Origin of the sequence: Parabacteroides gordonii MS-1 = DSM 23371 (genome assembly GCF_000969825.1) — a bacterium.
GTDB lineage: Bacteria > Bacteroidota > Bacteroidia > Bacteroidales > Tannerellaceae > Parabacteroides > Parabacteroides gordonii.
Window position 1 is genome coordinate 4,117,272 of the sequence record NZ_KQ033919.1, and the last position, 22,882, is coordinate 4,140,153.

Annotated in this window: 17 protein-coding genes and 2 tRNA genes; 16 read left to right on the plus strand and 3 right to left on the minus strand. The window is 45.4% G+C overall.

The features are described from left to right. Positions 1-88: 88 nt before the first annotated feature. Positions 89-162: transfer RNA gene (locus tag HMPREF1536_RS15500), tRNA-Asp, on the minus strand. Between the two features lie 32 nt (positions 163-194). Further along, positions 195-268: transfer RNA gene (locus HMPREF1536_RS15505), tRNA-Asp, on the minus strand. A gap of 298 nt (positions 269-566) precedes the next feature. On the opposite strand from HMPREF1536_RS15505, the gene hisH reads away from it, so the two are divergent. From hisH to HMPREF1536_RS15570, 13 genes are all read left to right on the plus strand, one after another. Beyond that, positions 567-1,157, plus strand: coding sequence for an imidazole glycerol phosphate synthase subunit HisH (hisH, locus tag HMPREF1536_RS15510; RefSeq protein WP_028726157.1), 591 nt, complete (start codon positions 567-569; stop codon positions 1,155-1,157). Between the two features lie 6 nt (positions 1,158-1,163). Continuing rightward, positions 1,164-1,883 (plus strand): 1-(5-phosphoribosyl)-5-[(5-phosphoribosylamino)methylideneamino]imidazole-4-carboxamide isomerase, encoded by a 720-nt coding sequence (gene hisA, locus HMPREF1536_RS15515; protein ID WP_028726158.1) that lies wholly within the window; start codon positions 1,164-1,166, stop codon positions 1,881-1,883. A 20-nt stretch (positions 1,884-1,903) separates the two neighbouring features. Further along, entirely contained in the window at positions 1,904-2,659 is a 756-nt protein-coding gene (hisF, locus tag HMPREF1536_RS15520) for an imidazole glycerol phosphate synthase subunit HisF (protein WP_028726159.1), read from the plus strand. A gap of 13 nt (positions 2,660-2,672) precedes the next feature. Continuing rightward, the gene (hisIE, locus tag HMPREF1536_RS15525; protein WP_028726160.1) at positions 2,673-3,269 is read left to right on the plus strand and encodes a bifunctional phosphoribosyl-AMP cyclohydrolase/phosphoribosyl-ATP diphosphatase HisIE; all 597 of its coding nucleotides are present in this window, start codon (positions 2,673-2,675) and stop codon (positions 3,267-3,269) included. Between the two features lie 5 nt (positions 3,270-3,274). Then, positions 3,275-3,952: a cell division ATP-binding protein FtsE gene (locus HMPREF1536_RS15530; RefSeq protein WP_028726161.1), complete on the plus strand. Its 678-nt coding sequence runs from the start codon at positions 3,275-3,277 to the stop codon at positions 3,950-3,952. Positions 3,953-4,016: 64 nt separating this feature from the next. Next, positions 4,017-5,333, plus strand: coding sequence for an aspartate kinase (locus HMPREF1536_RS15535; RefSeq protein WP_028726162.1), 1,317 nt, complete (start codon positions 4,017-4,019; stop codon positions 5,331-5,333). A gap of 59 nt (positions 5,334-5,392) precedes the next feature. Next, positions 5,393-6,550 carry a diaminopimelate decarboxylase gene (lysA, locus tag HMPREF1536_RS15540; RefSeq protein WP_028726163.1) on the plus strand — a complete coding sequence of 386 codons (1,158 nt, stop codon included), beginning with the start codon at positions 5,393-5,395 and terminating at the stop codon, positions 6,548-6,550. A gap of 250 nt (positions 6,551-6,800) precedes the next feature. After that, the gene (locus tag HMPREF1536_RS15545; protein WP_028726164.1) at positions 6,801-7,556 is read left to right on the plus strand and encodes a hypothetical protein; all 756 of its coding nucleotides are present in this window, start codon (positions 6,801-6,803) and stop codon (positions 7,554-7,556) included. A gap of 128 nt (positions 7,557-7,684) precedes the next feature. After that, the gene (locus HMPREF1536_RS15550) at positions 7,685-8,251 is read left to right on the plus strand and encodes a YIP1 family protein (RefSeq protein ID WP_028726165.1); all 567 of its coding nucleotides are present in this window, start codon (positions 7,685-7,687) and stop codon (positions 8,249-8,251) included. 13 nt (positions 8,252-8,264) lie between these two features. Beyond that, entirely contained in the window at positions 8,265-8,726 is a 462-nt protein-coding gene (smpB, locus tag HMPREF1536_RS15555; RefSeq protein WP_028726166.1) for an SsrA-binding protein SmpB, read from the plus strand. Positions 8,727-8,773: 47 nt separating this feature from the next. Further along, positions 8,774-12,472 (plus strand): methionine synthase, encoded by a 3,699-nt coding sequence (gene metH, locus HMPREF1536_RS15560; RefSeq protein ID WP_028726167.1) that lies wholly within the window; start codon positions 8,774-8,776, stop codon positions 12,470-12,472. Between the two features lie 83 nt (positions 12,473-12,555). Then, complete coding sequence (locus HMPREF1536_RS15565; protein ID WP_028726168.1) at positions 12,556-14,637, plus strand: ATP-binding protein; 2,082 nt, start codon at positions 12,556-12,558, stop codon at positions 14,635-14,637. Positions 14,638-14,661: 24 nt separating this feature from the next. Then, complete coding sequence (locus HMPREF1536_RS15570) at positions 14,662-15,708, plus strand: DUF3810 domain-containing protein (RefSeq protein WP_044191289.1); 1,047 nt, start codon at positions 14,662-14,664, stop codon at positions 15,706-15,708. A gap of 4 nt (positions 15,709-15,712) precedes the next feature. Here HMPREF1536_RS15570 and HMPREF1536_RS15575 read toward each other — a convergent pair whose 3' ends face one another. Beyond that, the gene (locus HMPREF1536_RS15575; protein WP_028726170.1) at positions 15,713-16,303 is read right to left on the minus strand and encodes an RNA polymerase sigma-70 factor; all 591 of its coding nucleotides are present in this window, start codon (positions 16,301-16,303) and stop codon (positions 15,713-15,715) included. A 128-nt stretch (positions 16,304-16,431) separates the two neighbouring features. On the opposite strand from HMPREF1536_RS15575, the gene HMPREF1536_RS15580 reads away from it, so the two are divergent. From HMPREF1536_RS15580 to HMPREF1536_RS15590, 3 genes are all read left to right on the plus strand, one after another. Continuing rightward, on the plus strand, positions 16,432-17,451 hold the full coding sequence (locus HMPREF1536_RS15580; protein WP_028726171.1) for a FecR family protein: 1,020 nt from the start codon (positions 16,432-16,434) through the stop codon (positions 17,449-17,451). A 233-nt stretch (positions 17,452-17,684) separates the two neighbouring features. Then, a complete protein-coding gene (locus HMPREF1536_RS15585) occupies positions 17,685-21,101 on the plus strand; it encodes a TonB-dependent receptor (RefSeq protein ID WP_044191291.1) in 3,417 nt (1,138 codons plus the stop codon). Between the two features lie 11 nt (positions 21,102-21,112). Then, positions 21,113-22,879, plus strand: a complete 1,767-nt coding sequence (locus tag HMPREF1536_RS15590) for a RagB/SusD family nutrient uptake outer membrane protein (protein ID WP_052349760.1) — start codon at positions 21,113-21,115, stop codon at positions 22,877-22,879. Positions 22,880-22,882: the final 3 nt, after the last annotated feature.

The following is a 22,882-nucleotide window of genomic DNA, read 5'->3' on the forward strand; positions in this document are numbered from 1 at the left end:
GCAATAAGGATATAGAGCAGACACTAAAAGAAAAAGCTCTGTAATTACTAAATTACAGAGCTTTACTTTATTTTGCTTTCTTCGAAAGCGGTCCGGACGGGACTCGAACCCGCGACCCCATGCGTGACAGGCATGTATTCTAACCAACTGAACTACCGAACCAAAACAAATAAGGAAATCATAATTAAAAGAGGCGGTCCGGACGGGACTCGAACCCGCGACCCCATGCGTGACAGGCATGTATTCTAACCAACTGAACTACCGAACCTCTTTTTATTATCAATCTCTCTCGATTGCGGTGCAAAGGTAAGTATTATTTTTAATCTTGCAATACTTCAGAGAAAGAAAATGTATGTTTTTTTAGATCATGGCTGATATGCAGCAGGTTAAGAAGTAAGATTTTTTTCGACTCTTTTCAAAGATACCAGAGTCCTCGAAGGGGCGAATTAAAACAGGTTTGTCACAAATCTACACTGTTTGGCAACTTTTCATAAACCATACAGTGATATGTTATGATAATTTGTTACTTTTGCAACTCAATATAAAAAAGAAAACGGAGAAAGAAAATGGACGTCGCCATTATTAAGTATAATGCCGGAAATATCTACTCAGTGAGTTATGCACTGAAGCGATTGGGCGTAAGTCCTGTGATTACAGCGGACCCGGAAATATTAAGTAAAGCAGATAAGGTGATCTTCCCGGGAGTAGGGGAAGCACAGACCACTATGGCTTATCTGAAAGAACATAAAATGGATGCTGTTATCAGGGACCTGAAACAACCCGTACTGGGTATTTGTCTGGGTATGCAGTTAATGTGTCGTCATTCTGAAGAAGGAGATGCAGAATGCCTGGGAATTTTTGATACGGAAGTGAAGCGGTTCATCCCTCACCGTCATGAGGATAAGGTGCCCCACATGGGATGGAACACGATCATGCAAGTTAAAGACGGTTTATTTACCGCACAATTAGAGAACAAATTTGTTTACTTCGTACATAGTTATTATGTACCGGTGAACGAGTATACGGCTGCAACCACTAATTATATTCTTCCGTTCAGCGCTTCGCTGCATAAGGATAACTTTTATGCAACGCAGTTTCATCCGGAAAAGAGTGGTTCTGTCGGTGAAGTAATTCTAAAGAACTTTCTAAAACTATAAAGATATATGATCGAGCTTATTCCAGCTATAGATTTGATTGACGGAAAATGTGTACGTCTTACGCAAGGTGATTACGACACAAAGAAAGTGTATAATGAAGATCCGCTCGAAGTGGCGAAGATGTTCGAAGCACATGGTATCCGTCGTCTGCATGTGGTAGACCTGGATGGGGCACGTCAGGGACGGATCATTAACTACCGTATACTGGAACGGCTGGCTACGCGCACTTCGCTGGTGATTGATTTCGGCGGCGGATTGAAGCAGGAAGACGATCTGGAGATCGCTTTCGAAAGCGGGGCGCAGATGGTGACGGGCGGTAGTATCGCCGTAAAGAATCCCGAAGTGTTCACTTCATGGATCACTAAGTTCGGAAGCGAGAAGATTATATTAGGCGCTGACGCCAAAGATAAAAAAATAGCGATCAGCGGATGGGAAGAAACAACTAATGAGGAACTGATTCCTTTCATCGAGGGGTATTACGACAAAGGCATCACAAAAGTGATCTGTACGGATATCAGCCGGGATGGAATGTTGCAAGGGCCAGCTATCGAATTGTATAAGGAAATACGGGATGCATTACCTTTTATATATATCATAGCCAGCGGCGGGGTCAGTTCTATTGAGGATATAGAAAAACTGGCTGAGGCGGGAATACCGGCGGTTATTTTCGGCAAAGCGATATACGAAGGAAAGATCGATTTGAAAGATCTGCTTCGTTTTACCTGATAATTAAGGGAGATCAAAGTATGTTGGCGAAGAGAATAGTACCCTGTCTGGATATTAAAGATGGAAAAACAGTAAAAGGAATAAATTTTGTGAACTTTCGCGATGCAGGAGATCCTGTGGAGCTGGGGGCGCAATATAGCCGGGAGGGAGCCGATGAGCTTGTCTACCTGGACATAACCGCTTCGCACGAGGGACGTAAGACATTTACGGAACTGGTGAAGAAAGTAGCGGCAAATATCAGTATTCCGTTTACGGTAGGAGGCGGGATCAATGAACTGAAAGACGTAGATCGTCTGTTGAGCGCCGGAGCCGATAAGGTTTCGATCAACTCGGCTGCGTTGCGTAATCCTTCGCTGATCGAGGAGATCGCGAAGAACTTCGGAAGCCAGGTATGCGTTGTGGCCATCGATGCGAACAACGAAAACGGCGACTGGATCTGTTATTTGAACGGGGGACGTATCCCAACGGATAAACATTTGTACCAGTGGGCTACCGAAGCGGAAAGCCGTGGAGCCGGTGAGATACTGTTTACCAGTATGACACACGACGGCGTGAAAGACGGATATGCGAATGAAGCATTATCCGTATTGGCCGACAACCTGCATATCCCGGTCATTGCTTCCGGGGGAGCCGGAAAGATGAACCACTTCCGTGATACCTTTGCTGAAGGGAAAGCGGATGCCGCATTAGCAGCCAGCGTGTTTCACTTCGGCGAAATAGGCATATCCGATTTAAAGCAATACCTTCATACGGAAGGAATCAATGTAAGAATATAATTACAAGAATAAGATGAAATTAGATTTTGAAAAAATGGGCGGGCTTATCCCGGCAATCGTTCAGGATAACAATACCAACAAAGTATTGATGCTGGGCTTTATGAATGAAGAAGCCTATGAGGAAACAAGAGAAACCGGAAAGGTGACTTTCTTCAGCCGCACCAAGAATCGTTTGTGGATGAAAGGGGAAACCAGCGGTAATACCCTGCAGGTGGTAAGTATGATGGTGGATTGCGATAACGATACGATCCTGATCAAGGCTATTCCGGCCGGTCCGGTTTGCCATACAGGTGCCGATACCTGTTTCGGTGAAAAGAACATCGAGGATATCATGTTCCTGAAATATCTGCAGGACTTTATCGAGCAGCGCCGCCAGGAGATGCCGGAAGGCTCTTACACTACTTCCCTGTTCCTGAAGGGAGTGAACCGTATGGCTCAGAAAGTAGGCGAAGAAGCTGTCGAAACAGTGATCGAAGCGACCAACGGAACAGAGGACGGCTTTATTTATGAAGCATCCGACCTGGTTTATCACCTGATCGTATTACTTACAAGCAAAGGCCTTCGTCTGGAGGATCTGGCACGCGAATTAAAGAAAAGACATAAAGCATAATTACTATGGAAGATACAATACTGCTCAAACTAGAAGATGTGGAGATCTGCCGCGACGAAAATGTCATACTCCATAACGCCTCTTTTACCCTTCGTAACGGAGAGTTCGTCTATGTCATCGGAAAAGTCGGTTCCGGAAAGAGCAGTCTGTTGAAATCATTGTATTGCGAAATCCCGATCGGCCGGGGAGAAGCCTGGCTGCTCGACTATAATCTTTGTAAGATGAAGCGGAAAGATATACCCTATCTCCGCCGTAAGCTGGGGATTGTCTTTCAGGATTTCCAGTTGCTGACCGACCGTTCGGTGATCCGTAATCTGGAGTTCGTCCTGCGGGCTACCGGATGGAAAAAGAAGAGCGAGATAAAAGAGCGCATCGACGATGTGCTCCATCAGGTCGGGATGCATAACAAAGGATACAAGATGCCGCACGAACTATCGGGTGGCGAACAACAGCGTATCGTCATAGCAAGGGCGCTTCTGAACGATCCGAAGCTGATACTGGCCGACGAGCCGACAGGCAACCTCGACCCGGAAACAAGCGGTCAGATCGTGCAGCTTCTGCATGATATCTGCCAGAAAGGTACGGCCGTGATAATGACCACACATAACTATACACTGGTACATAATTATCCGGCCCGTATAGTTAAATGTGAGAATGCCTGTCTGGGTGATGTGGGAGAATAATTTTTTATGTAACTTTGCACACGCAAAAAGCAAGGAACAAACAATTTAATCATAGGAAAAGAAAATGAAAGTTTTAAAGTTTGGCGGTACTTCTGTGGGATCTGCACAGAGAATGAAAGAGGTAGCAAAGCTCATTTGCTCAGGCGACCGTAACATCGTGGTGTTGTCTGCCATGTCTGGTACAACCAACTCGTTGGTTGAAATATCCGACTACCTGTACAAGAAAAATCCGGATGGTGCAAACGAGATCATCAATAAGCTTGCACAGAAGTATTACGGACATATCGAAGAACTGTATAGCACCGACGAATATAAGCAGAAGGCCAAAGAACTTGTAAAATCTCATTTCGACTATATCCGCACCTTTACGAAAGACCTTTTCACCTTGTTTGAGGAAAAAGTCGTATTGGCACAGGGAGAATTGATCTCTACCGGCATGATGAACCTGTATCTGAATGAAACAGGCGTTAAGTCTGTCCTGCTTCCTGCACTCGAATATATGCGTACGGATAAAAATGCTGAACCGGATCCTGTATATATCAAGGAACGTTTAAGCAAATTACTGAACGAACATAAGGACGCGGAACTGTACATCACCCAGGGATATATCTGTCGTAACGCTTACGGTGAGATCGATAACCTGCAACGTGGCGGTAGCGATTATAGCGCTTCTCTGATCGGTGCAGCTCTCAATGCAGAAGAAATCCAAATCTGGACAGATATCGACGGTATGCATAACAACGATCCGCGTATTGTCGACAAGACATCACCCGTTCGTAACCTGCATTTCGAAGAAGCAGCGGAATTGGCTTACTTCGGTGCCAAGATCCTGCACCCGACTTGTATCCTGCCGGCCAAGTTGAACAATATCCCGGTTCGTCTGCTCAACACCATGCAGCCGGAAGCTCCCGGTACGTTGATCTCCAACGAAACGGAAAAAGGAAAGATCAAGGCTGTTGCGGCAAAAGACAATATCATTTCCATTAAGATAAAGAGCGGCCGTATGCTGCTGGCTACCGGTTTCCTGCGTAAGGTATTCGAAATCTTCGAAAACTACCAGACTCCGATCGATATGGTTACCACTTCTGAAGTGGGTGTTTCCGTAACGATCGACAACCGTAAGCATCTGGAAGAAATTGTAGACGACCTGAAGAAGTACGGAACAGTTACCGTAGATGAAAACATGGTGATTGTCTGTGTGGTAGGCGACCTGGAATGGGATAACGTTGGTTTCGAAGCCCGTATCGTACAGGCGATGAAAGACGTGCCGGTTCGTATGATCTCATACGGCGGAAGCAACTACAACGTTTCGCTTTTGGTGAAGGCCACTGATAAGGTAAAAGCGCTACAGGCGTTAAGCGATCATTTATTTAACAACTAAATAATCCGAGGGCAGCCTATTCAGACTGCCCTTCTTTAATTTATATAATATATAATAATATGCTCAAAGGAACATTCCCGATAGATAAACTGAAGGCACTTCCTACGCCTTTTTATTATTATGATGTGAAATTATTGCAGGACACCCTGGATATGGTAAAAACGGAAGCCGGCAAGTACAATTACCATGTACATTATGCCGTGAAAGCAAATGCCAATCCGCGTATCCTTTCTATTATAGCCGAAAACGGACTGGGCGCCGACTGTGTGAGCGGTGGCGAAGTACAGGCCGCTCTGGATGCCGGTTTCCCTTCTGGTAAGATCGTATTTGCCGGTGTCGGTAAAGCCGACTGGGAAATCAACCTGGGACTGGATAACGATATCTTCTGCTTCAACGTCGAGTCTGCCGTCGAGCTTGATATCCTGAACGAACTGGCAGCCGCAAAGAATAAAGTAGCCGCTGTGGCTCTCCGTATCAACCCGGAAGTAGATGCGCATACACATGCCAAGATCACGACCGGTATGAAAGAAAATAAATTCGGTATCAATCTGAGCCAGCTCGGGGAAGTATTGGATAATCTTTCAAAACTGAAGAACGTGAAGCTGATCGGTATTCATTGCCATATCGGTTCACAGATCACGGATATGTCTTCATTCCGTAACCTGGTGATCCGTGTGAATGAGATACAGGAAGAACTGGAAGCCCGTGGTATCACTATTGAAAATCTGAACTTCGGTGGCGGTCTGGGTATCGATTATTATCATCCGAACCATCTGCCTATTCCTGCTTTCGATAATTATTTCGCGGTATTCAACAAGCTGCTGAAAGTCCGTCCCGGACAAGAGGTTCACTTCGAACCGGGCCGTTCGGTGGTGGCACAGTGCGGTACACTGATCTCACAGGTGCTGTATGTGAAGATTGGCGAGACGAAGAAATTTGCTATCCTCGACGCAGGTTTTACCGAACTGATCCGTCCGGCTATGTATGACGCGTATCACCGGATCGAAAATATCTCCAGTGATGAGGAAGTGGAGCTTTACGATGTGGTGGGCCCTATCTGCGAATCATCCGATGTATTCGGTAAAGATGTCGAACTGAACAAGGCACATCGCGGCGACCTGATCGCTTTGCGTTCTGCCGGTGCTTACGGTGAAGTGATGGCTTCCCAGTATAACTGCCGCCGTTTGCCGAAAGCTTATTATTCGGATATGATTTAAAAATCATACTTTTACATAGTAGTGTAAACTGTCTTGATACTACTGTGCTAGTATTCTTAGCATAGTAGTGTTATTGGGACTGGCACTACTGTCCTGGTACCGTTTTCGGTACGGGAAGTGAATCGGGTTTCTTTGTTTTTGCAAAGGTTCCCGGTTTTCTTGTTTATTGTGTTTTCTTTTTTACTACCTTTGTACGATCCCTTTGTGTGGAGTCTTGTAAGGCATAAATGATTAACAGATGAAATGTGAAATGAGAAAGAAAGATTTATATTGGGTATTTGCGGTTTGTTTTATCATGCTATCATCCTGTCTGGGTGATTCCAATACCCGGATAACTGTAGGGGAGCAGGAAGCTGTTTATCAGGTTCGTCCATCCAGGGGACTTGTTCTGAGTGGTGGTCGTCTGATCTATTCTTCCAGCATAAACTCTTTGCGTGCGGATGCGGGCGACTGTTTTATGGTGCAATATTCTTTTGATACTTCCAATCCTGAATTACAAAAGACAGACAGCTTGTCGGTTGAATTGCTCGGTGAGCCAACGGAAGTCCCTTTGTGGACAGTGGAAGGAACTGTCCCATCGGATACTCTGTTGACAGACGAACAATATATAGCAAAGATCGGGACGCGTACACCTTATATCAAGGGACGTCTTTTCCTCTGGCCGCAGCTCAATGAGCCGGAAAGTCAGCGGGATAGTTTTGTAATGCATTATGATAGTGTTAATTTGTATAAGACGACAGATGGTTTTCGTACATACAACCTGTATTTGCGTGCCATCCGGAAGTCGGAGATTCCGGCAGATGCAGACTCGGCATTGGTGCCTCATACGGAAGCATTCGATATCGAAAGCTTTTTCAATAAAGCTTTGGAGATGGAAACAGCCAATCAGTCGAAGACGCTTACTATTGCTGTCAATTATGTGGCAAAACCCAATAAAGACACGACTGCCGTTGAATGGTCTGTATTGGAGTTGAATTATGATTTGGAAAACGGAACTGAAGAATAAGAGGGATACGGGTAAAAATAGAAGTTTACGGTAAGGGGGAGGATACCGTTATTAATGATAAAAGGTTTTGTATAACTATTTATATCCCTTATTTTTATACTTTTGTCATTTGAATAGAAAACGGAGAGATGTATAAAGAGATATTAAAGTGGGTAATAGCTATCATTTCCCAGCCGGGGAAGGCGTGGGAGATGCTGACAAAGAAAGAAGAGAAGGGTGACGAATTCTTATCAAAATTCGTGTACCCGTTAATCGGGCTGGTTACTGCGGCTGCATTTCTGGGCGTATTGTTTACGCGGAAAGAGTTCGACATAGAGCTGGCTTTGAAGTCTTCCATTAAAACCCTGGTTTCATCGTTCGGTGGTTTCTACCTGAGTGCTTATCTGTTGAATGAGCTTTGGCAGGGATTCTTTAAAAGAACGAAAGATATGAAACTTTGCCAGCGTTTTGTCGGTTATTCTTCGTCACTGATGTTTGCGTTGAATATCGTCCTGATGCTGTTGCCGGAATTTTTCTTTCTGCGTATCTTCATACTTTATACCTTTTATATCGTTTGGGAGGGAGCAGGCCCTTATATGCAGGTGGAAGAGAAGGAACGCCTGAAGTTTGCCGGTATAGCAACCGTTGTTATTTTACTGACGCCAGCCGTAATTGAATTTGTACTTTTCATGTTGATGCCGGGCTTGCGTTATTGACAGATAAAGAAAGATGAAAGAAAAGATTAGTAATAATATACAGATAAAGAACAAGCGGGCAACATTCGACTTCGAATTGCTCGACACGTTCACGGCCGGGATCGTGCTGACCGGGACGGAGATCAAATCGATCCGTCTGGGAAAAGCCAGCCTGGTGGATACTTTTTGTATTATGGAAAGAGGCGAATTATGGGTAAAGAACATGTATGTCGCCGAATATTTCTATGGTACGTATAATAATCATGTGGCACGCCGCGACCGTAAGCTGTTGCTTACGAAGAAGGAGCTGCGCAAGATCGACGGTGCAGCCCGTAACAGCGGTTTTACGATTATCCCTACCCGTATGTTTATCAATGAAAAAGGGCTTGCCAAAGTCGTTGTAGCTATCGCCAAAGGTAAAAAGGAATACGATAAGCGCGACTCGATCAAGGCTCGTGACGATAAGCGGGAAATGGACAGAGCATTCAAGCGGTAAGATATAGTTGCTTACCGTTTCTCTTTTCACTACGAAACAACATATCTATGACTAAAGAAATATTTATACGCTCCCTGCAGGAACGTATCCTGATTCTGGATGGTGGTATGGGTACCATGATCCAGGGATTTAACCTGAAAGAACAGGATTACAGAGGCGATCGTTTCTCCGATTTTCCCGGGCAACTGAAAGGGAACAACGACCTGTTGTGTATCACCCGTCCGGATGTTATCAAATCCATTCATCGCCAGTACCTGGATGCCGGGGCGGATATCTTCGCGACGAACACCTTCAATGCTAATGCCATTTCGATGGAAGACTATGGCATGCAGGAATATGTGCGTGAGATAAACCTGGCTGCCGGAAAGTTGGGACGCGAAGTGGCCGACGAGTTTATGGCGGAACATCCCGGCCGGACTATTTTTGTAGCCGGATCGGTAGGCCCGACCAATAAGACGGCTTCCATGAGCCCCGACGTAAGCAATCCCGCTTACCGGGCTGTCACCTATAAAGATGTCTACCAAGCCTATAAAGAACAGGTGGAAGCCCTGATCGACGGAGGGGTGGACATCATCCTTTTTGAAACGACCTTCGACACGCTGAATGTAAAGGCCGGATTGGAGGCTGCCGAGACAGCCCTGAAGGAAAAAGGAAAGGAACTGCCGATCATGTTGTCGCTGACGCTTTCCGCCCAGGGAGGACGTACATTGTCCGGTCAGACGCTGGGTGCCTGCCTGGCATCCGTCCAGCATATCAATCTGGTGAGTATCGGCCTGAACTGCTCGTTCGGTGCAGCCGATATGAAACCGTATCTGGCGGAACTGGCCAAACATGCTCCTTATTATATCAGTGCCTATCCGAATGCCGGCTTGCCGAACAGTTTCGGAACATATGACGAAACGCCCGAAAAGATGGCCGGTCATGTGAAACCGTTCATTGAAGAGGGACTGGTTAATATCCTGGGAGGTTGTTGTGGTACGACCCCTGCCCATATCGCCCAATATCCGGCGTTGATAAAAGGGGCGAAACCGCATGTCCCGGCTGCCAAACCCGATTGCCTGTGGCTGTCAGGACTAGAGCTGTTGGAAGTAAAGAAAGAAAATAACTTTATCAATATCGGCGAACGTTGTAACGTAGCCGGCTCCCGTAAATTCCTTCGCCTGATAAAGGAAGGGAACTATGAAGAAGCGCTGACCATTGCCCGCAAGCAGGTGGAAGACGGTGCCCAAGTAGTCGATATCAATATGGACGACGGTATGCTCGATGCGGTAAAGGAAATGACTACTTTCCTGAACCTGGTGGCATCCGAACCGGATATTGCCCGCGTGCCTGTTATGATCGACTCTTCCAAATGGGAAGTGATCGAAGAAGGCCTGATGTGCGTACAGGGAAAAAGCATCGTCAACTCGATCTCCCTGAAAGAGGGGGAAGAAGCCTTTCTGGCTCATGCCGCCCGGATCAAACAATTGGGAGCGGCTGTTGTCGTGATGGCTTTCGACGAGAAAGGGCAGGCCGATACCTTCGAACGGAAAGCGGAAGTCTGCGGACGCGCTTACCGTCTCCTCCGGGAGAAAATAGATTTCGATCCGAATGGAATTATATTCGACCCGAATGTACTGGCTATTGCTACCGGTATGGAAGAACATAACGGGTACGGTCTCGATTTCATTCGTGCCGTCGAGTGGATCAAGCAGAATCTGCCCGGTGCGAAAGTAAGCGGCGGTATCAGTAACCTGTCGTTCTCCTTCCGTGGAAATAATTATGTGCGCGAAGCGATGCATTCCGTATTCCTCTACCATGCCATCGGCAAGGGGCTGGATATGGGGATTGTCAATCCTTCATCAGCCGTGCTTTATGAAGATATAGAACCGGAGTTCCGTAACCTGCTGGAAGATGTGATCCTGTACCGTCGTCCGGAAGCCGCCGAGGAACTCATCACGTATGCTCAGAACCTGCATGTGGAAAAGCAGGGCGGAGCGGAAGAAAAACAGGAAGCCTGGAGGGAACAACCGTTGAAGGAGCGTCTCGAATATGCCTTGATAAAAGGGATCGGCGACCATCTGGAAGAAGACTTGGCGGAAGCCTTGAAAGCCTATCCCCGTGCCGTGGATATCATCGACGGCCCTCTGATGAGTGGCATGAATAAGGTCGGTGAGTTGTTCGGTGCCGGCAAAATGTTCCTGCCGCAGGTGGTAAAGACTGCCCGTACCATGAAAAAGGCCGTTGCCATCCTGCAACCGGCTATCGAGGCGGAGAAGTCCGCTTCCGGTTCGGCAAAAGCGGGAAAGGTTGTTTTCGCTACCGTAAAAGGCGACGTGCACGATATCGGAAAGAATATCGTATCGATCGTGCTGGCCTGCAACAATTATGAGGTGATCGACCTGGGGGTGATGGTTCCGGCCGAAGTCATTATAAAGACAGCTATCGAAGAAAAGCCGGATCTGGTTTGCCTGTCCGGACTGATAACGCCTTCGCTGGAAGAGATGGTGCATGTAACGGACGAAATGCAGAAAGCCGGCCTGACTATCCCCGTCATGGTGGGTGGGGCAACGACCTCTAAGCTGCATACGGCCATTAAGATCGCGCCGCATTACGACTATCCTGTCATTCACGTGCTCGATGCTTCGCAGAATCCGTTGATCGCAGCCAAGTTGCTGAATCCGGATACCCGTGATGCTTATATAGAAAATCTCAATAAAGAATATGAAGCCTTGCGTGCTTCTATGGAGAAGAAGAAAGAAGTGCTGGTTCCGCTGGATGAAGCCCGTGCCAATCCGCAGAAGCTCGACTGGTCGGCCTATACGCCGGTGGTTCCGAACCGGATGGGCATACATGTTATTCCGTACGTTCCTTTGGAGGAGATCATCCCTTATATACACTGGACTTTCTTCTTCAGTGCCTGGAAGCTGAACGGACGTTATGCCACCATTACGCAGATACACGGTTGCGACGGCTGTCGTGCATCCTGGCTGGCCGACTTCCCGGAAGAAGAACGTGCGAAGGCTGCCGAAGCGATGCAATTGTATAAGGATGCCGTGAAGCTGCTCGACCGTCTGGTAGAAATGAAGGCCGAGTATTGCAAGGCCATCTACGGATTTTTCCCCGCCAACAGTGACGGTGATAATATCCGCCTGGGCGATATCACGATCCCGGTATTGCGTCAGCAGGCAAAGAAGGAAGAAGGTATCTATAAGTCGCTGGCCGATTATCTCCTGCCGGTATCCGAAGGCCGTACCGATTATGCCGGTGCATTTGTAGTAACAGCCGGTGCCGGTGCCGAGTCTCTGAAGAACCAACTGGAAGAGGAAGGAGATACCTACAACTCGATGTTGCTTCAAACATTGACCGACCGTCTGGCTGAAGCCCTGGCCGAATACCTGCATGAAAAGGTGCGTAAGGAATACTGGGGATATGCACCGGACGAATCCTTACCGATCTCCGATTTATATAAGGTGAAATATCAGGGTATCCGTCCGGCTATCGGTTATCCGTCGCTGCCGGATCAGTTGCTCAACTATACGTTGGATAACCTGCTGGATATGTCGCAGATCGGAGTGAAGCTGACGGAAAACGGGGCTATGTATCCAACGGCTACGGTCAGCGGTCTTTATTTTGCCCATCCCGATTCGCAATACTTCATGATCGGTTCGATCGACGAAGAGCAGATGAAAGATTATGCTGCCCGTCGGAACCTGTCGGAAGCGGAGGCAAAGAAGCTGTTGAATAAGAATATATCTAATATGTAATCCGGGAATAAAAAATACCGGATATTGCGCTGTCGTTCTATAAAAACATCTATCTTTGGAAATCAATAGATGGAGACGCTTTTATGAGGAACAAATGCATATATTACAGAGGGATATTTATCGTGTTTTGTCTGTTTTTATGGGGGACTAAAGCCTACTGTTCTGGTGTAATTGTTGATGAAAATCAAAAGAAATTAGATCAGGATAGTTTGTTGTCTGTTCTCCGGAAGGCAACCGATGTAAATGTCAAATTGCAGTCGCTGTACAAGTTGACCCGATTGACCCGGGAGACACCGGCCGAAGTCAGTTATCAGAAGCAATTGGTGCAATTGGCCGGTGATGTCGACTCAATGAAATATTATTACGAAGCCCTCTCTTCTTTAGGACGCTATTATTGCAACAGGAATAAAAAGGATAGTCTGTTCTATTGGGGAGGGATACTTGACTCTGTAACGAAGGTCCGTAAGGATACTCCTGATGAACTATTTGACTTCCTCAATTATTATTGTCGCTATTATCTGATCAATGGTGAATATGAATTGGCGATGAATGAGGCGGTACGCCTTCAGATCCTCTCGGATGAAACGGGAGTCTTAAGGGGAGCCATCTCCAGTAACGAATATTTGGGAATGATTTATCTCGTTATAGGCAGGGATAAAGATGCGACTACTGCCTTTGAAAAAGGTTTGTCTTTGATAAGGGAATCGGGTGATGATCCTACTTATGAGATACAGATCATCTCTTATCTGGTTATTTCTTATCTGCGGCTGAATGAACTGGATAAAACCAGAACTGTTCTTGAACGCTATGAGTGTCTATTACGGGATATGAAGGTGCAACCCCCTGCACAGTGGAGCAATTATCCGTTTGCCCGGATGTTCTGTATTTTGTATTCCAACTACATTAATTTATATGTAGCAGAACAAAACCGGGAAGAAGCGTATAAGGCTGTACAAAAGGCTTCCTCTTATGTAAATGAGAAAAATAAAGATGAAATCTACCTGATTTCTATATATAACCTGGCATTAGCCCGATATTATCTGTTTGTAAAAGATTATCCCGAGGCTCTTCGCCAGATCGACAAGACCCTGACGGCAGAGTATTCGCCGGACGTTCTTAAAGTGAAGATCGATATCCTGAAAGCCGCCGGAAAGAAAGAGGAAGCACTGGCTTTGCATAGTGAATTACTTGCTTTGGTTGAACAAACAAACGTCACCGCTTTTACCCGCCAGCTTAACCAACTGCGCACTTTGCACGATCTGAATGACAAGAAGATGCAGGAGCAAAGCATGCTTTACCAAAAGAAACAATTGGCACAAAAACAAACCCAACTGACCATCACCCTTATTTTCTTCGGTGTGCTGTTAGTCCTGTTCTCTTTCTTGCTCCGTTATGTTTACCATGTGCGTAAATTAAAGAATGACCTGCAAAAGGAGCGTGGAGTATTGATCGATACGACGGATAAATTACGTGTCGCCAAAGAGCAGGCGGAGGAGTCTAACCGTCTGAAAACTGCTTTCGTCGCCAATATCAGCCATGAGATACGGACACCGTTGAATGCCATCGTCGGCTTTTCCGGTTTGCTGGAAGATGCGGATGGTGAGGAAAGAAAGGAGTTTATCCGGATCATCAATAATAATTCGGATTTATTGCTTAATCTGGTAAATGATGTGATCGACTTATCACGTCTGGAGTCAGGCGCTTATAATCTGACGCTCAAAGACTGCAATGTCTATGAATGTTGCCGGAATGCAGAAAAGAGTGTACAACCCAAAGTACAACCGGGCGTTAAGTTGACCCTGACCTGTTCGGATAAAGATTATGTAGTGAAAACCGATCCGCTTCGTTTACAGCAATTGCTGCTGAACCTCTTGGCGAATGCCGCCAAATTCACGGAACAGGGGGAGATCAACCTCGATTACCGGGTCGACAGGGAGAAGAAGCAAGTCGTCTTTTCTGTTACGGATACCGGCTGTGGCATTCCTCTGGAAAAACAGGAGAGTATCTTCAACCGTTTTGTGAAAGTGGACGAGTTCAAACAGGGTGCCGGCCTGGGGCTGCCTATCTGCCGTACCATTGCCGATCTCATCGGAGGTACGCTGACTGTCGATCCGACTTATACGGGAGGGGCACGGTTTATATTCGTACATCCGTTTGGAGAGTGACCGGGATTATCTATCTTTGTTTACATGATAATGGTAACAGAACTGATTAAAAAGATACGTTTACGCTGGGTTATCCTGGCTGTTTTACTGGTATTCATCCGGATAGTAATGTCTTTTCCTGCCATAGGAGAGTGGTATGCCCGTACGGTTTATCCGGTGATATCGGCTGTCTTGTCCCGCTTTTCTTCTCTTTTCCCCTTTTCGGTTGGCGATTGCTTTATTTATGGAAGTATTGTCGGCTTGATCGTCTATCTGATTTATGCGATCGTGAAGCGCCGTCCGTGGCTGAGGACGCTCGGGCGGATGGCTGAATACCTGCTTTGGGTATATGCCTGGTTCTATCTTGCCTGGGGGATGAACTATTTCAGAGCCGACTTTTATACCCGTGCGCAAGTCCCTTATGCAGACTATTCGGAAGAGGCTTTCCGATCGTTTCTTACGGCATATACAGACTCATTGAACAGCACTTATATTTCCTTTGAGAAGATTGATCCTAAACTGGTAGCCGAAGAAACCAGACTGGGGTATGAGGAGATAGCCGGACGTTTCGGGATGAACAAGCCGTCCGGCCACCTGCGTGCCAAACCGATGTTGATCTCTCCGATGATGAGCAGTGTCGGCGTGTTGGGTTATATGGGGCCCTTCCTGAATGAGTTTAACCTGAACCGCGACTTATTGGCTGTCCAGTATCCTTTTACCTATGCCCATGAAATGGCTCATGTGTTGGGAATATCCAATGAGGCGGAAGCTAACCTGTACGGTTTTCTGGTCTGCTCGCATTCAACGGTACCGGAAATACGTTTCTCCGGTTATTTCGGCCTGCTGTCTTATGTCTTAGGCAATGCCTATCAACTATTGCCGGAAGAAGAATTTAAGCAATGGACAGAAACGATCTCCCCGGAAGTAAAGGAAATGTATAATCAAAAAGTCGCTTATTGGCAGGCCTTATACAGCCCGCTGGTCGGTGAGATCCAGGATACAGCCTACAACTGGTTCCTGAAAGGCAATAATATTCCTTCCGGCCGGAAGATTTATTCGGAAGTGGTGGCGCTGTTACTGGCTATTCGGTAAGCTTTTATGAAAGCAGGTTCTTGGGAAATAAGAATAAGATCAATGGTAAATAATCTTTCAAGCTGACCCGTAACAGTTTTAAGGATTGCTGGATCCGGTAATTTACGGTTTGGGTGGAAACCTGCAGGATCTCGGCAATCTCTTTGTAGCTTTTATTCTCGAAGCGGTGCATCACAAAAGCTTCCCGGTAACTGGGCGGTAAGGCATGTATTGCCTGGCTGATGTGTTTTTTCAATTCCTCTGTTTGCTGGAAATCGGTATCCTGCAGCATTTCCAGCATATATTCATAGAAACGTGTCTCTGCCCGCAGTTGCGATTGCTGGCGGGTGAGTTGGTTAATACATCGGTGATAGACCGTCTTGTACAAGTATTGGCTGAAAGAGGTATTGAACATCTGTGTCTCCTTGTTTTCCCACAACCACAACATGACATCTTGCACGATCTCTTCCGCGTCCTCTAGACTTACAAACCTGTTCGCATACGTGCATAACATCGGATAGTATCTCCTGAACAAGGTACCATAAGCTTTCTTATCTCCATGCTGCATGGCTGATAACAGGTGTGAGTCATCTATCGCTTGTGAGGTGTTTTTCATACCATTTTCTCCTTGACGGCAAAGATAGTTTTTTTACCGAAGAAAAAAAATATAAAAAAAAGTGCTATTCCGTTTAGTAATCTGTCCGACTTCCCTTGTCTAATATATAAACAGGCATAAAAACGAAGATGGAAATATTCAATAGAGATAAGATAGAAGAGATCCTTCCCCGGTATTGTTCCGGTGAGACAACGATAGAGGAATGCCGGATGGTGGAGGAATGGATCGGGCAGTCGGATGAAAATTACCGGATTGTCAAGCAAATGTATACCATCGACCAGGTCATGGGGACGGTGCAGATGGAGTCGAGGGTGGATATGGAGAAAGCATTAGCTTCCGTAAGCCGTAAAATGAGTAAGGTTCCTTCGCATATAACCTGGTTTACCTGGGTACAGCGGGCGGCTGCTATTCTTTTTATCCCTCTTCTTATCGCTTTCGCTATTCAGAACTTTACTCCCTCTCCAACTGAGGTCGCACAGATGATAGAAGTGAAAACAAATCCGGGAATGACAACAACCGTCGATCTTCCGGATGGCACCAAAGTCTATCTGAATTCGGAATCCTCTTTGACCTATCCTTCCTTTTTCAGTAAAGACAAAAGGGATGTGAAGTTGACAGGGGAAGCCTTCTTCGAAGTACAGAAAGACCCCGAACATCGTTTTATCGTTTCAGGCCCCCATCATACACAGATTGAAGTATTGGGAACATCATTCAATGTAGAGGCGTTCGAGCGGGACTCGTTTGTCTCCACAACCCTGGTAGAAGGAAAAGTACGCTTTGCCTACCAGAAGAACCGACAGCCTGCCACGGTGGATATGAAACCCGGACAGAAGCTGATGTATGACACAACTTCTTCGCAGGTAAAACTGATCCAAACGAGCGGCGAGACTGAAACGGCCTGGAAAGACGGAAAAATCATCTTCCAGGCAACCCCGCTACCGGAAGCATTGCGGATGTTGGAGAAGCGGTTTAACGTCACTTTCGTCTTATCTAATAACCGCCTCCGGGGGGAAGCATTCAACGGATCTTTTACCAACCAGCGCTTGGAACGTATATTGGAAATCTTCAAAATATCATCGAATATAAAATGGCGTTACCTGGATACCGGGGATACGACAAACGAGAGAACGAGAATTGAAATCTATTAATCTAATTTGGAAAAATCATGGAAAGCAGAGCACCTTAAAGAAAAACATCCGGAGAAATATTGGAGTATTTCACCGGATGGAAAGACTTAATTTAAAACGCTTGTTTGGAGACAAGCAGTAGTAAATCACTTTATTAATTAGATCAGTACAAAGTTATGCAAAAACATTTTAATACCCAACAGTATTGGGTAGCAGAGTTTCTGCGGTTTATCTTAAATAAAATACCGAGAGTTATGAAGTTATCAGTCTTCTTACTATTATGTTCCATCGGTTTGGCACAAGCATCAGGCAGCTATGCCCAGAAAGCCACTGTGAATCTGGAGATGCGGAACCAAACGGTAAAGGAAGTGTTGGATGAAATAGAGGAACAATCCGACTTCTCTTTCTTCTTTAATATCAAACATGTCGATCTGGATCGTAAAGTATCTGTCGTGGCCAAGAAAAGCGATATATTTAAAGTATTGGAAACCGTGTTTGCCGGTACAGATGTATCTTATTCGGTTATAGACAGAAAGATTATCTTATCGACAGAGAAACAAGGTGTTCAACAGAGTAGTAAAGAAAAAAGAGTAGCAGGCGTTGTTTACGATCAAAACGGGTTGCCGGTTATCGGTGCAAACGTTATAGAGAAAGGTACGACCAACGGAGTAATAACGGACATTGATGGTAAGTTCAGTTTGACAGTATCCGATAACGCTGTAATACAAGTATCTTATATTGGTTATATCGGGCAGGACGTTGCTGTAGGCAACCGTTCGGATTTGACTATTGCATTGAAGGAAGATTCACAGGCGTTGGATGAAGTTGTGGTTGTTGGATATGGTACACAGAAAAAAGTAAATCTGACAGGAGCCGTTGAAGCGATAGAAGGAGATAAACTTCAGAACAGGGCGGTAACTAATGTTAGCCAAGCATTGCAGGGACAAGTGTCGGGCGTAAATTTTACAGCCGGAGACTATGGCTTCGAGCCTGGTGCCGATCTTGATTTTCAGATCAGAGGACAGGGAAGTGCATACGTATTGATCGATGGAGTAGAAGGAGATATGAACCGGCTGAATCCGAATGATATTGAATCTGTATCTGTTTTGAAAGATGCTGCCGCTGCAGCTATTTACGGAGCACGTGCTCCTTATGGGGTAGTCCTGATCACAACGAAATCTGGAGGAAAAGAAACCAAACCCCAGGTAAGCGTATCGGCGAATGTTTCTATAGCCAAGCCGCACCGTATGCCTACTATGGTCGATTCGTATACCTTTGCCCGTGCGATGAATGAGGCGGGTACAAATGGTGGCGGATTGGTCTTTACAAATGAAACGATCGACCGCATCATTGCTTACCAGAATGATCCTAGTTTACCGGAAACAGTTCCGAGTGCAACGAATCCAAGCGTATGGGAAAATGTAAAAGGCTCGAATGCCAACTATGACTGGTTCGATGAATATTATGGTTCGGGGTTGAGGAATCAGGAAAATGTAAGTATCAGAGGGGGAGGCAAAACGACTGCTTATTTTGTTTCAGTAGGCCATGTTTATGATGATGGTATCCTGAATTACGGAACAGATACGTACAGACGCTTTAATATAAATTCAAAATTAGATGTTGATTTGACATCGTGGTGGAAGTTCACTACTAATACCCGTTTTGAAGTGGCTAACCGTGAAAAACCGAACTACGACAACCAGGGAGATTATGAACTGCTATTCCATCAGGTTGCCCGTACTTACCCAACACAAGCCAAATGGACTCCGAATGGCGTACATCCGGGACAATCTAAAATACCCTGGACACAAGATGCAGGAACAGATAAAACGATAGATAATGTCTTGACGCAACGTTTTGCAATGGTTTTTACTCCGCTTAAAGGGTGGACGATCAATGCGGATTATTCTATTCGCCTGAATGCCCAGAAGTTTACATCGGAAAACTTTACGGCTTATGAAGATATGGTAGACGGAACGATGATACCTCTTGCAACGACAGTGCCGTCTTATGTAGCCAAGCGTCAGAGAAATAATTTGTATCAAAGTACGAATATGTATACATCCTATGATTTCTCTTTGGCTGAGAAGCATAACTTTACGGTGATGGGTGGTGTGCAGTATGAAACACAACGGAATGAAGCTCTTTGGGGACGAAAGAATGACTTGATTGCTCCGGGAGTGCCTTCGATTTCTACTTCGACTGGCGATATACAGTTGGAGGATGAAATGGAACATTGGGCTACAGCTGGTGCATTCTTCCGAGTCGGATATAATTATAAAGAAAAGTATTTGTTTGAAGCGAACGGACGATATGACGGGACTTCCAAGTTTGCTGAAGGCAACAGGTGGGGCTTTTTCCCTTCCTTCTCAGCAGGTTGGAATGTTGCCCGTGAAGACTTTTGGGAAAAATGGTCAGACAAGGTAAATACACTTAAGATCCGTACCTCCTGGGGACAATTAGGTAATCAGAATGTAGATGCCTATCAGGATTTACCTTTATTAGGTATCAAAACCCAACTGCAATGGATGATTGACGGACAGCGTCCGGTTTATACCGAAGTACCTCCCCTCATCAACCGGTCTCTGACCTGGGAAACTTCACAGACATTCGATATCGGTTTCGACCTGGGAGCATTGAACAATCGTTTGATAATTAATGCAGACTGGTATCAACGACTGACAAAAAACCGCTTGGGGCCGGCTAGGGCATTACCGGGTGTTATCGGAGCTGATCTACCTAACGAAAATAACTCGACTATGAAAACCAATGGCTGGGAAATTAATATCTCTTGGAGGGACCGTTTGGAATGCGGACTGGGGTATTCTGTCAGTGCAATGTTGTTCGATTATCAAAGTGAAATCACGAAATATAACAACCCGACAAAGATATTGACTACTAATTACGAAGGAATGAAAGTTGGTGAAATCTGGGGATTTGAAACCGCCGGACTGATCCAAACGGATGAAGAAGCCCAACAAATCATGGATAGTAAATCACAGCATTTCTTCTATCCGACCTGGAGAACCGGTGATGTAAAATATGTAGACAGAAACAATGACGGTGTGATCGACAAAGGCAAAAATACACTCGATGATCACGGTGACCTGAAAGTAATAGGAAATATGACTCCCCGATATCAGTTCGGTCTGACTTTGGGTGCCGATTATAAAAATTTTGATTTGTCGATATTTTTCCAGGGAGTTGCCAAGCGCGATCTGTGGCTTACCGGCAATATGTTCTGGGGGTTCGACTCCTGGGCACAATGTTCTATCTTCCCCGAACATCTGGATTATTATCGGGAGGTGGAATCAGAAAAATATGTAGGTTTGGGTGTAAATACGAATGCTTATTTTCCCCGTCCTTATTTGTCTAATGAAAAAGATAAAAACTACCAGGCTCAATCCCGTTATCTTCAGAATGGAGCCTATCTTCGTTTGAAGAACTTGCAGTTCGGTTATTCCCTGCCTAAAAATATAACGGAGAAGATCAAAATGGAGAAAGTACGTTTCTTCTTTACCGGAGAGAATTTGTTCACCATAACCGGAAGATTCCCGAAAGGAATGGATCCGGAGACAGCTAAAAAACTGACTGACAGTAAAGCCAGAGGAGATTCCAAGTCTCATTTTGCCCAATCTGTGTTTGCATTTGGTATAGATTTACAATTTTAAAAAGGATAGAAATGAAAAAGATTATATTAGCAAGTATTGCCAGCCTCCCCCTGTTGTTTTCTTCCTGCGATGGCTTGTTGGATAAAGCTCCGCTGGACAAGATCGGAAATGATTCTTATTGGAGCACATCAAAAGATCTGGCAAATTATACATTACAGTTCTATACGGTATTTCCTTCCTTCACAGGAGGCGGTGCCGAAGGTGGTTATCTCGGCACTTTCGGCTGGGATGCCAACAAAGGTTCCGATAATATGATTACCACCAATCCGAACGATGTTTTGAATAATTCAAGATCGGTAGTGACCTCAAAAGGTAACGGACATTGGGAATGGGATAAAATACGATCGGTAAACTTTTTCTTCGATAATTATTCCAACTGTAAGGATGATATCAACGAATACGGTCATTTTTTGGGTGAAGCTTATTTCTTCAAAGCCTATTTGTATTTTGAGAAAGTAAAAGCCTATGGAGACGTTCCTTGGTTTTCGAAAACCCTGGAAATGGATTCTCCTGAATTATATGCGCCGCGTGTCTCTCGGACAATAGTTGTTGATTCTATATTATATTGTCTGGATAAGTCGATTGAATACTTGTCTCCATTGTCCGAAGCTCCCGGAGGAAGCAACCGTTTGAGTAAAGAAGCGGCCTTGTTGTTTAAATCGAGGGTTGCCCTATTTGAAGGAACATGGCAAAAATATCATAAAGGTACGGTCTTTGCTACAGCCAATGCAGATCCCGATAAGTATTTCAGAGCGGCAGTAGAAGCAGCTGAAGAACTGATGTCTCCTGGTAAATATTCTGTCGGTATTTATTCTACCGGTAAGCCAGATGAAGATTATGCTTATTTGATGGGCCGTGAAGATTATAAACCGATCAAGGAGGTGTTGCTATGGAAAGATTATGATAAAGGACTCAACATGGCCCACAACTGTTTGTCATATCTGACTGTTGGGACCAACAACGCACATGTGACTTTGGATCTTGTATCTTCATATCTGGCTAAAAACGGTGGAGTTTATGATTACAAGCAGGCTGCCGGCCAGACTAAAGGTAGCGATTACCTCTCATTGATTGCCACGGAATGCGATAGTCGTCTCCAACAAACGATCTGGATTCCGGGAGATGTTATGTGGGATAATAACCAATATGGTAAGAACATATTTCAGAAACCTTACCTAGATAACTCCGGTGAATTTATGAATACTACCGGATTCCAGTTACGGAAAGGGGTCGATCCCCTGTCGGATGGTTCAGGTGCCGGTTTCGGAGGCGCATCGCAAACCGGTGCTATCATCTTCAGGTATGCGGAAGTTTTGTTGAATTATGCAGAAGCAAAATATGAACTGGACGGTAATGTCGATTATTCAAAATCGATTAACCTCCTCCGACAACGTGCTGGCATGCCCGATTTCAGTACTCCGCAAAACCTGTCGGCTGTGGAAAAGATTGATTATGGTTATCCGGTTTCTGATGAATTGTACGAAATCCGCAGAGAAAGACGTGTAGAATTGGCTTGTGAAGGTTTCCGTTCTGACGATTATCGCCGTTGGGCCGCCCATAAATTATTTAAGGGTAAACGACCTAAGGGATACCCTTTCAAAGCAGACGAATGGTCGGAACCGATCGTTACACCGATAGATAGCGAAGGCTTTATGGATCCTTTTCAAAAATCGATACCGAACGGATATCAGTTCGATGAAAAAAGGGACTATCTGAATTGTATCCCGACAAATGAAATTACACTGAATCCGGAACTGCAACAGAATCCGGGCTGGTAAATA

Coding starts and splice junctions, on each gene's coding strand:
- HMPREF1536_RS15590 (WP_052349760.1), top strand. CDS start 21,113: ATGAAAAAGATTATATTAGCAAGTATTGCCAGCCTCCCCCTGTTGTTT.
- HMPREF1536_RS15550 (WP_028726165.1), top strand. CDS start 7,685: ATGTATAAAGAGATATTAAAGTGGGTAATAGCTATCATTTCCCAGCCG.
- lysA (WP_028726163.1), top strand. CDS start 5,393: ATGCTCAAAGGAACATTCCCGATAGATAAACTGAAGGCACTTCCTACG.
- HMPREF1536_RS15545 (WP_028726164.1), top strand. CDS start 6,801: ATGAGAAAGAAAGATTTATATTGGGTATTTGCGGTTTGTTTTATCATG.
- HMPREF1536_RS15585 (WP_044191291.1), top strand. CDS start 17,685: ATGAAGTTATCAGTCTTCTTACTATTATGTTCCATCGGTTTGGCACAA.
- hisA (WP_028726158.1), top strand. CDS start 1,164: ATGATCGAGCTTATTCCAGCTATAGATTTGATTGACGGAAAATGTGTA.
- HMPREF1536_RS15580 (WP_028726171.1), top strand. CDS start 16,432: ATGGAAATATTCAATAGAGATAAGATAGAAGAGATCCTTCCCCGGTAT.
- metH (WP_028726167.1), top strand. CDS start 8,774: ATGACTAAAGAAATATTTATACGCTCCCTGCAGGAACGTATCCTGATT.
- HMPREF1536_RS15575 (WP_028726170.1), bottom strand. CDS start 16,303: ATGAAAAACACCTCACAAGCGATAGATGACTCACACCTGTTATCAGCC.
- hisH (WP_028726157.1), top strand. CDS start 567: ATGGACGTCGCCATTATTAAGTATAATGCCGGAAATATCTACTCAGTG.
- hisIE (WP_028726160.1), top strand. CDS start 2,673: ATGAAATTAGATTTTGAAAAAATGGGCGGGCTTATCCCGGCAATCGTT.
- smpB (WP_028726166.1), top strand. CDS start 8,265: ATGAAAGAAAAGATTAGTAATAATATACAGATAAAGAACAAGCGGGCA.
- HMPREF1536_RS15535 (WP_028726162.1), top strand. CDS start 4,017: ATGAAAGTTTTAAAGTTTGGCGGTACTTCTGTGGGATCTGCACAGAGA.
- hisF (WP_028726159.1), top strand. CDS start 1,904: ATGTTGGCGAAGAGAATAGTACCCTGTCTGGATATTAAAGATGGAAAA.
- HMPREF1536_RS15530 (WP_028726161.1), top strand. CDS start 3,275: ATGGAAGATACAATACTGCTCAAACTAGAAGATGTGGAGATCTGCCGC.
- HMPREF1536_RS15570 (WP_044191289.1), top strand. CDS start 14,662: ATGATAATGGTAACAGAACTGATTAAAAAGATACGTTTACGCTGGGTT.
- HMPREF1536_RS15565 (WP_028726168.1), top strand. CDS start 12,556: ATGAGGAACAAATGCATATATTACAGAGGGATATTTATCGTGTTTTGT.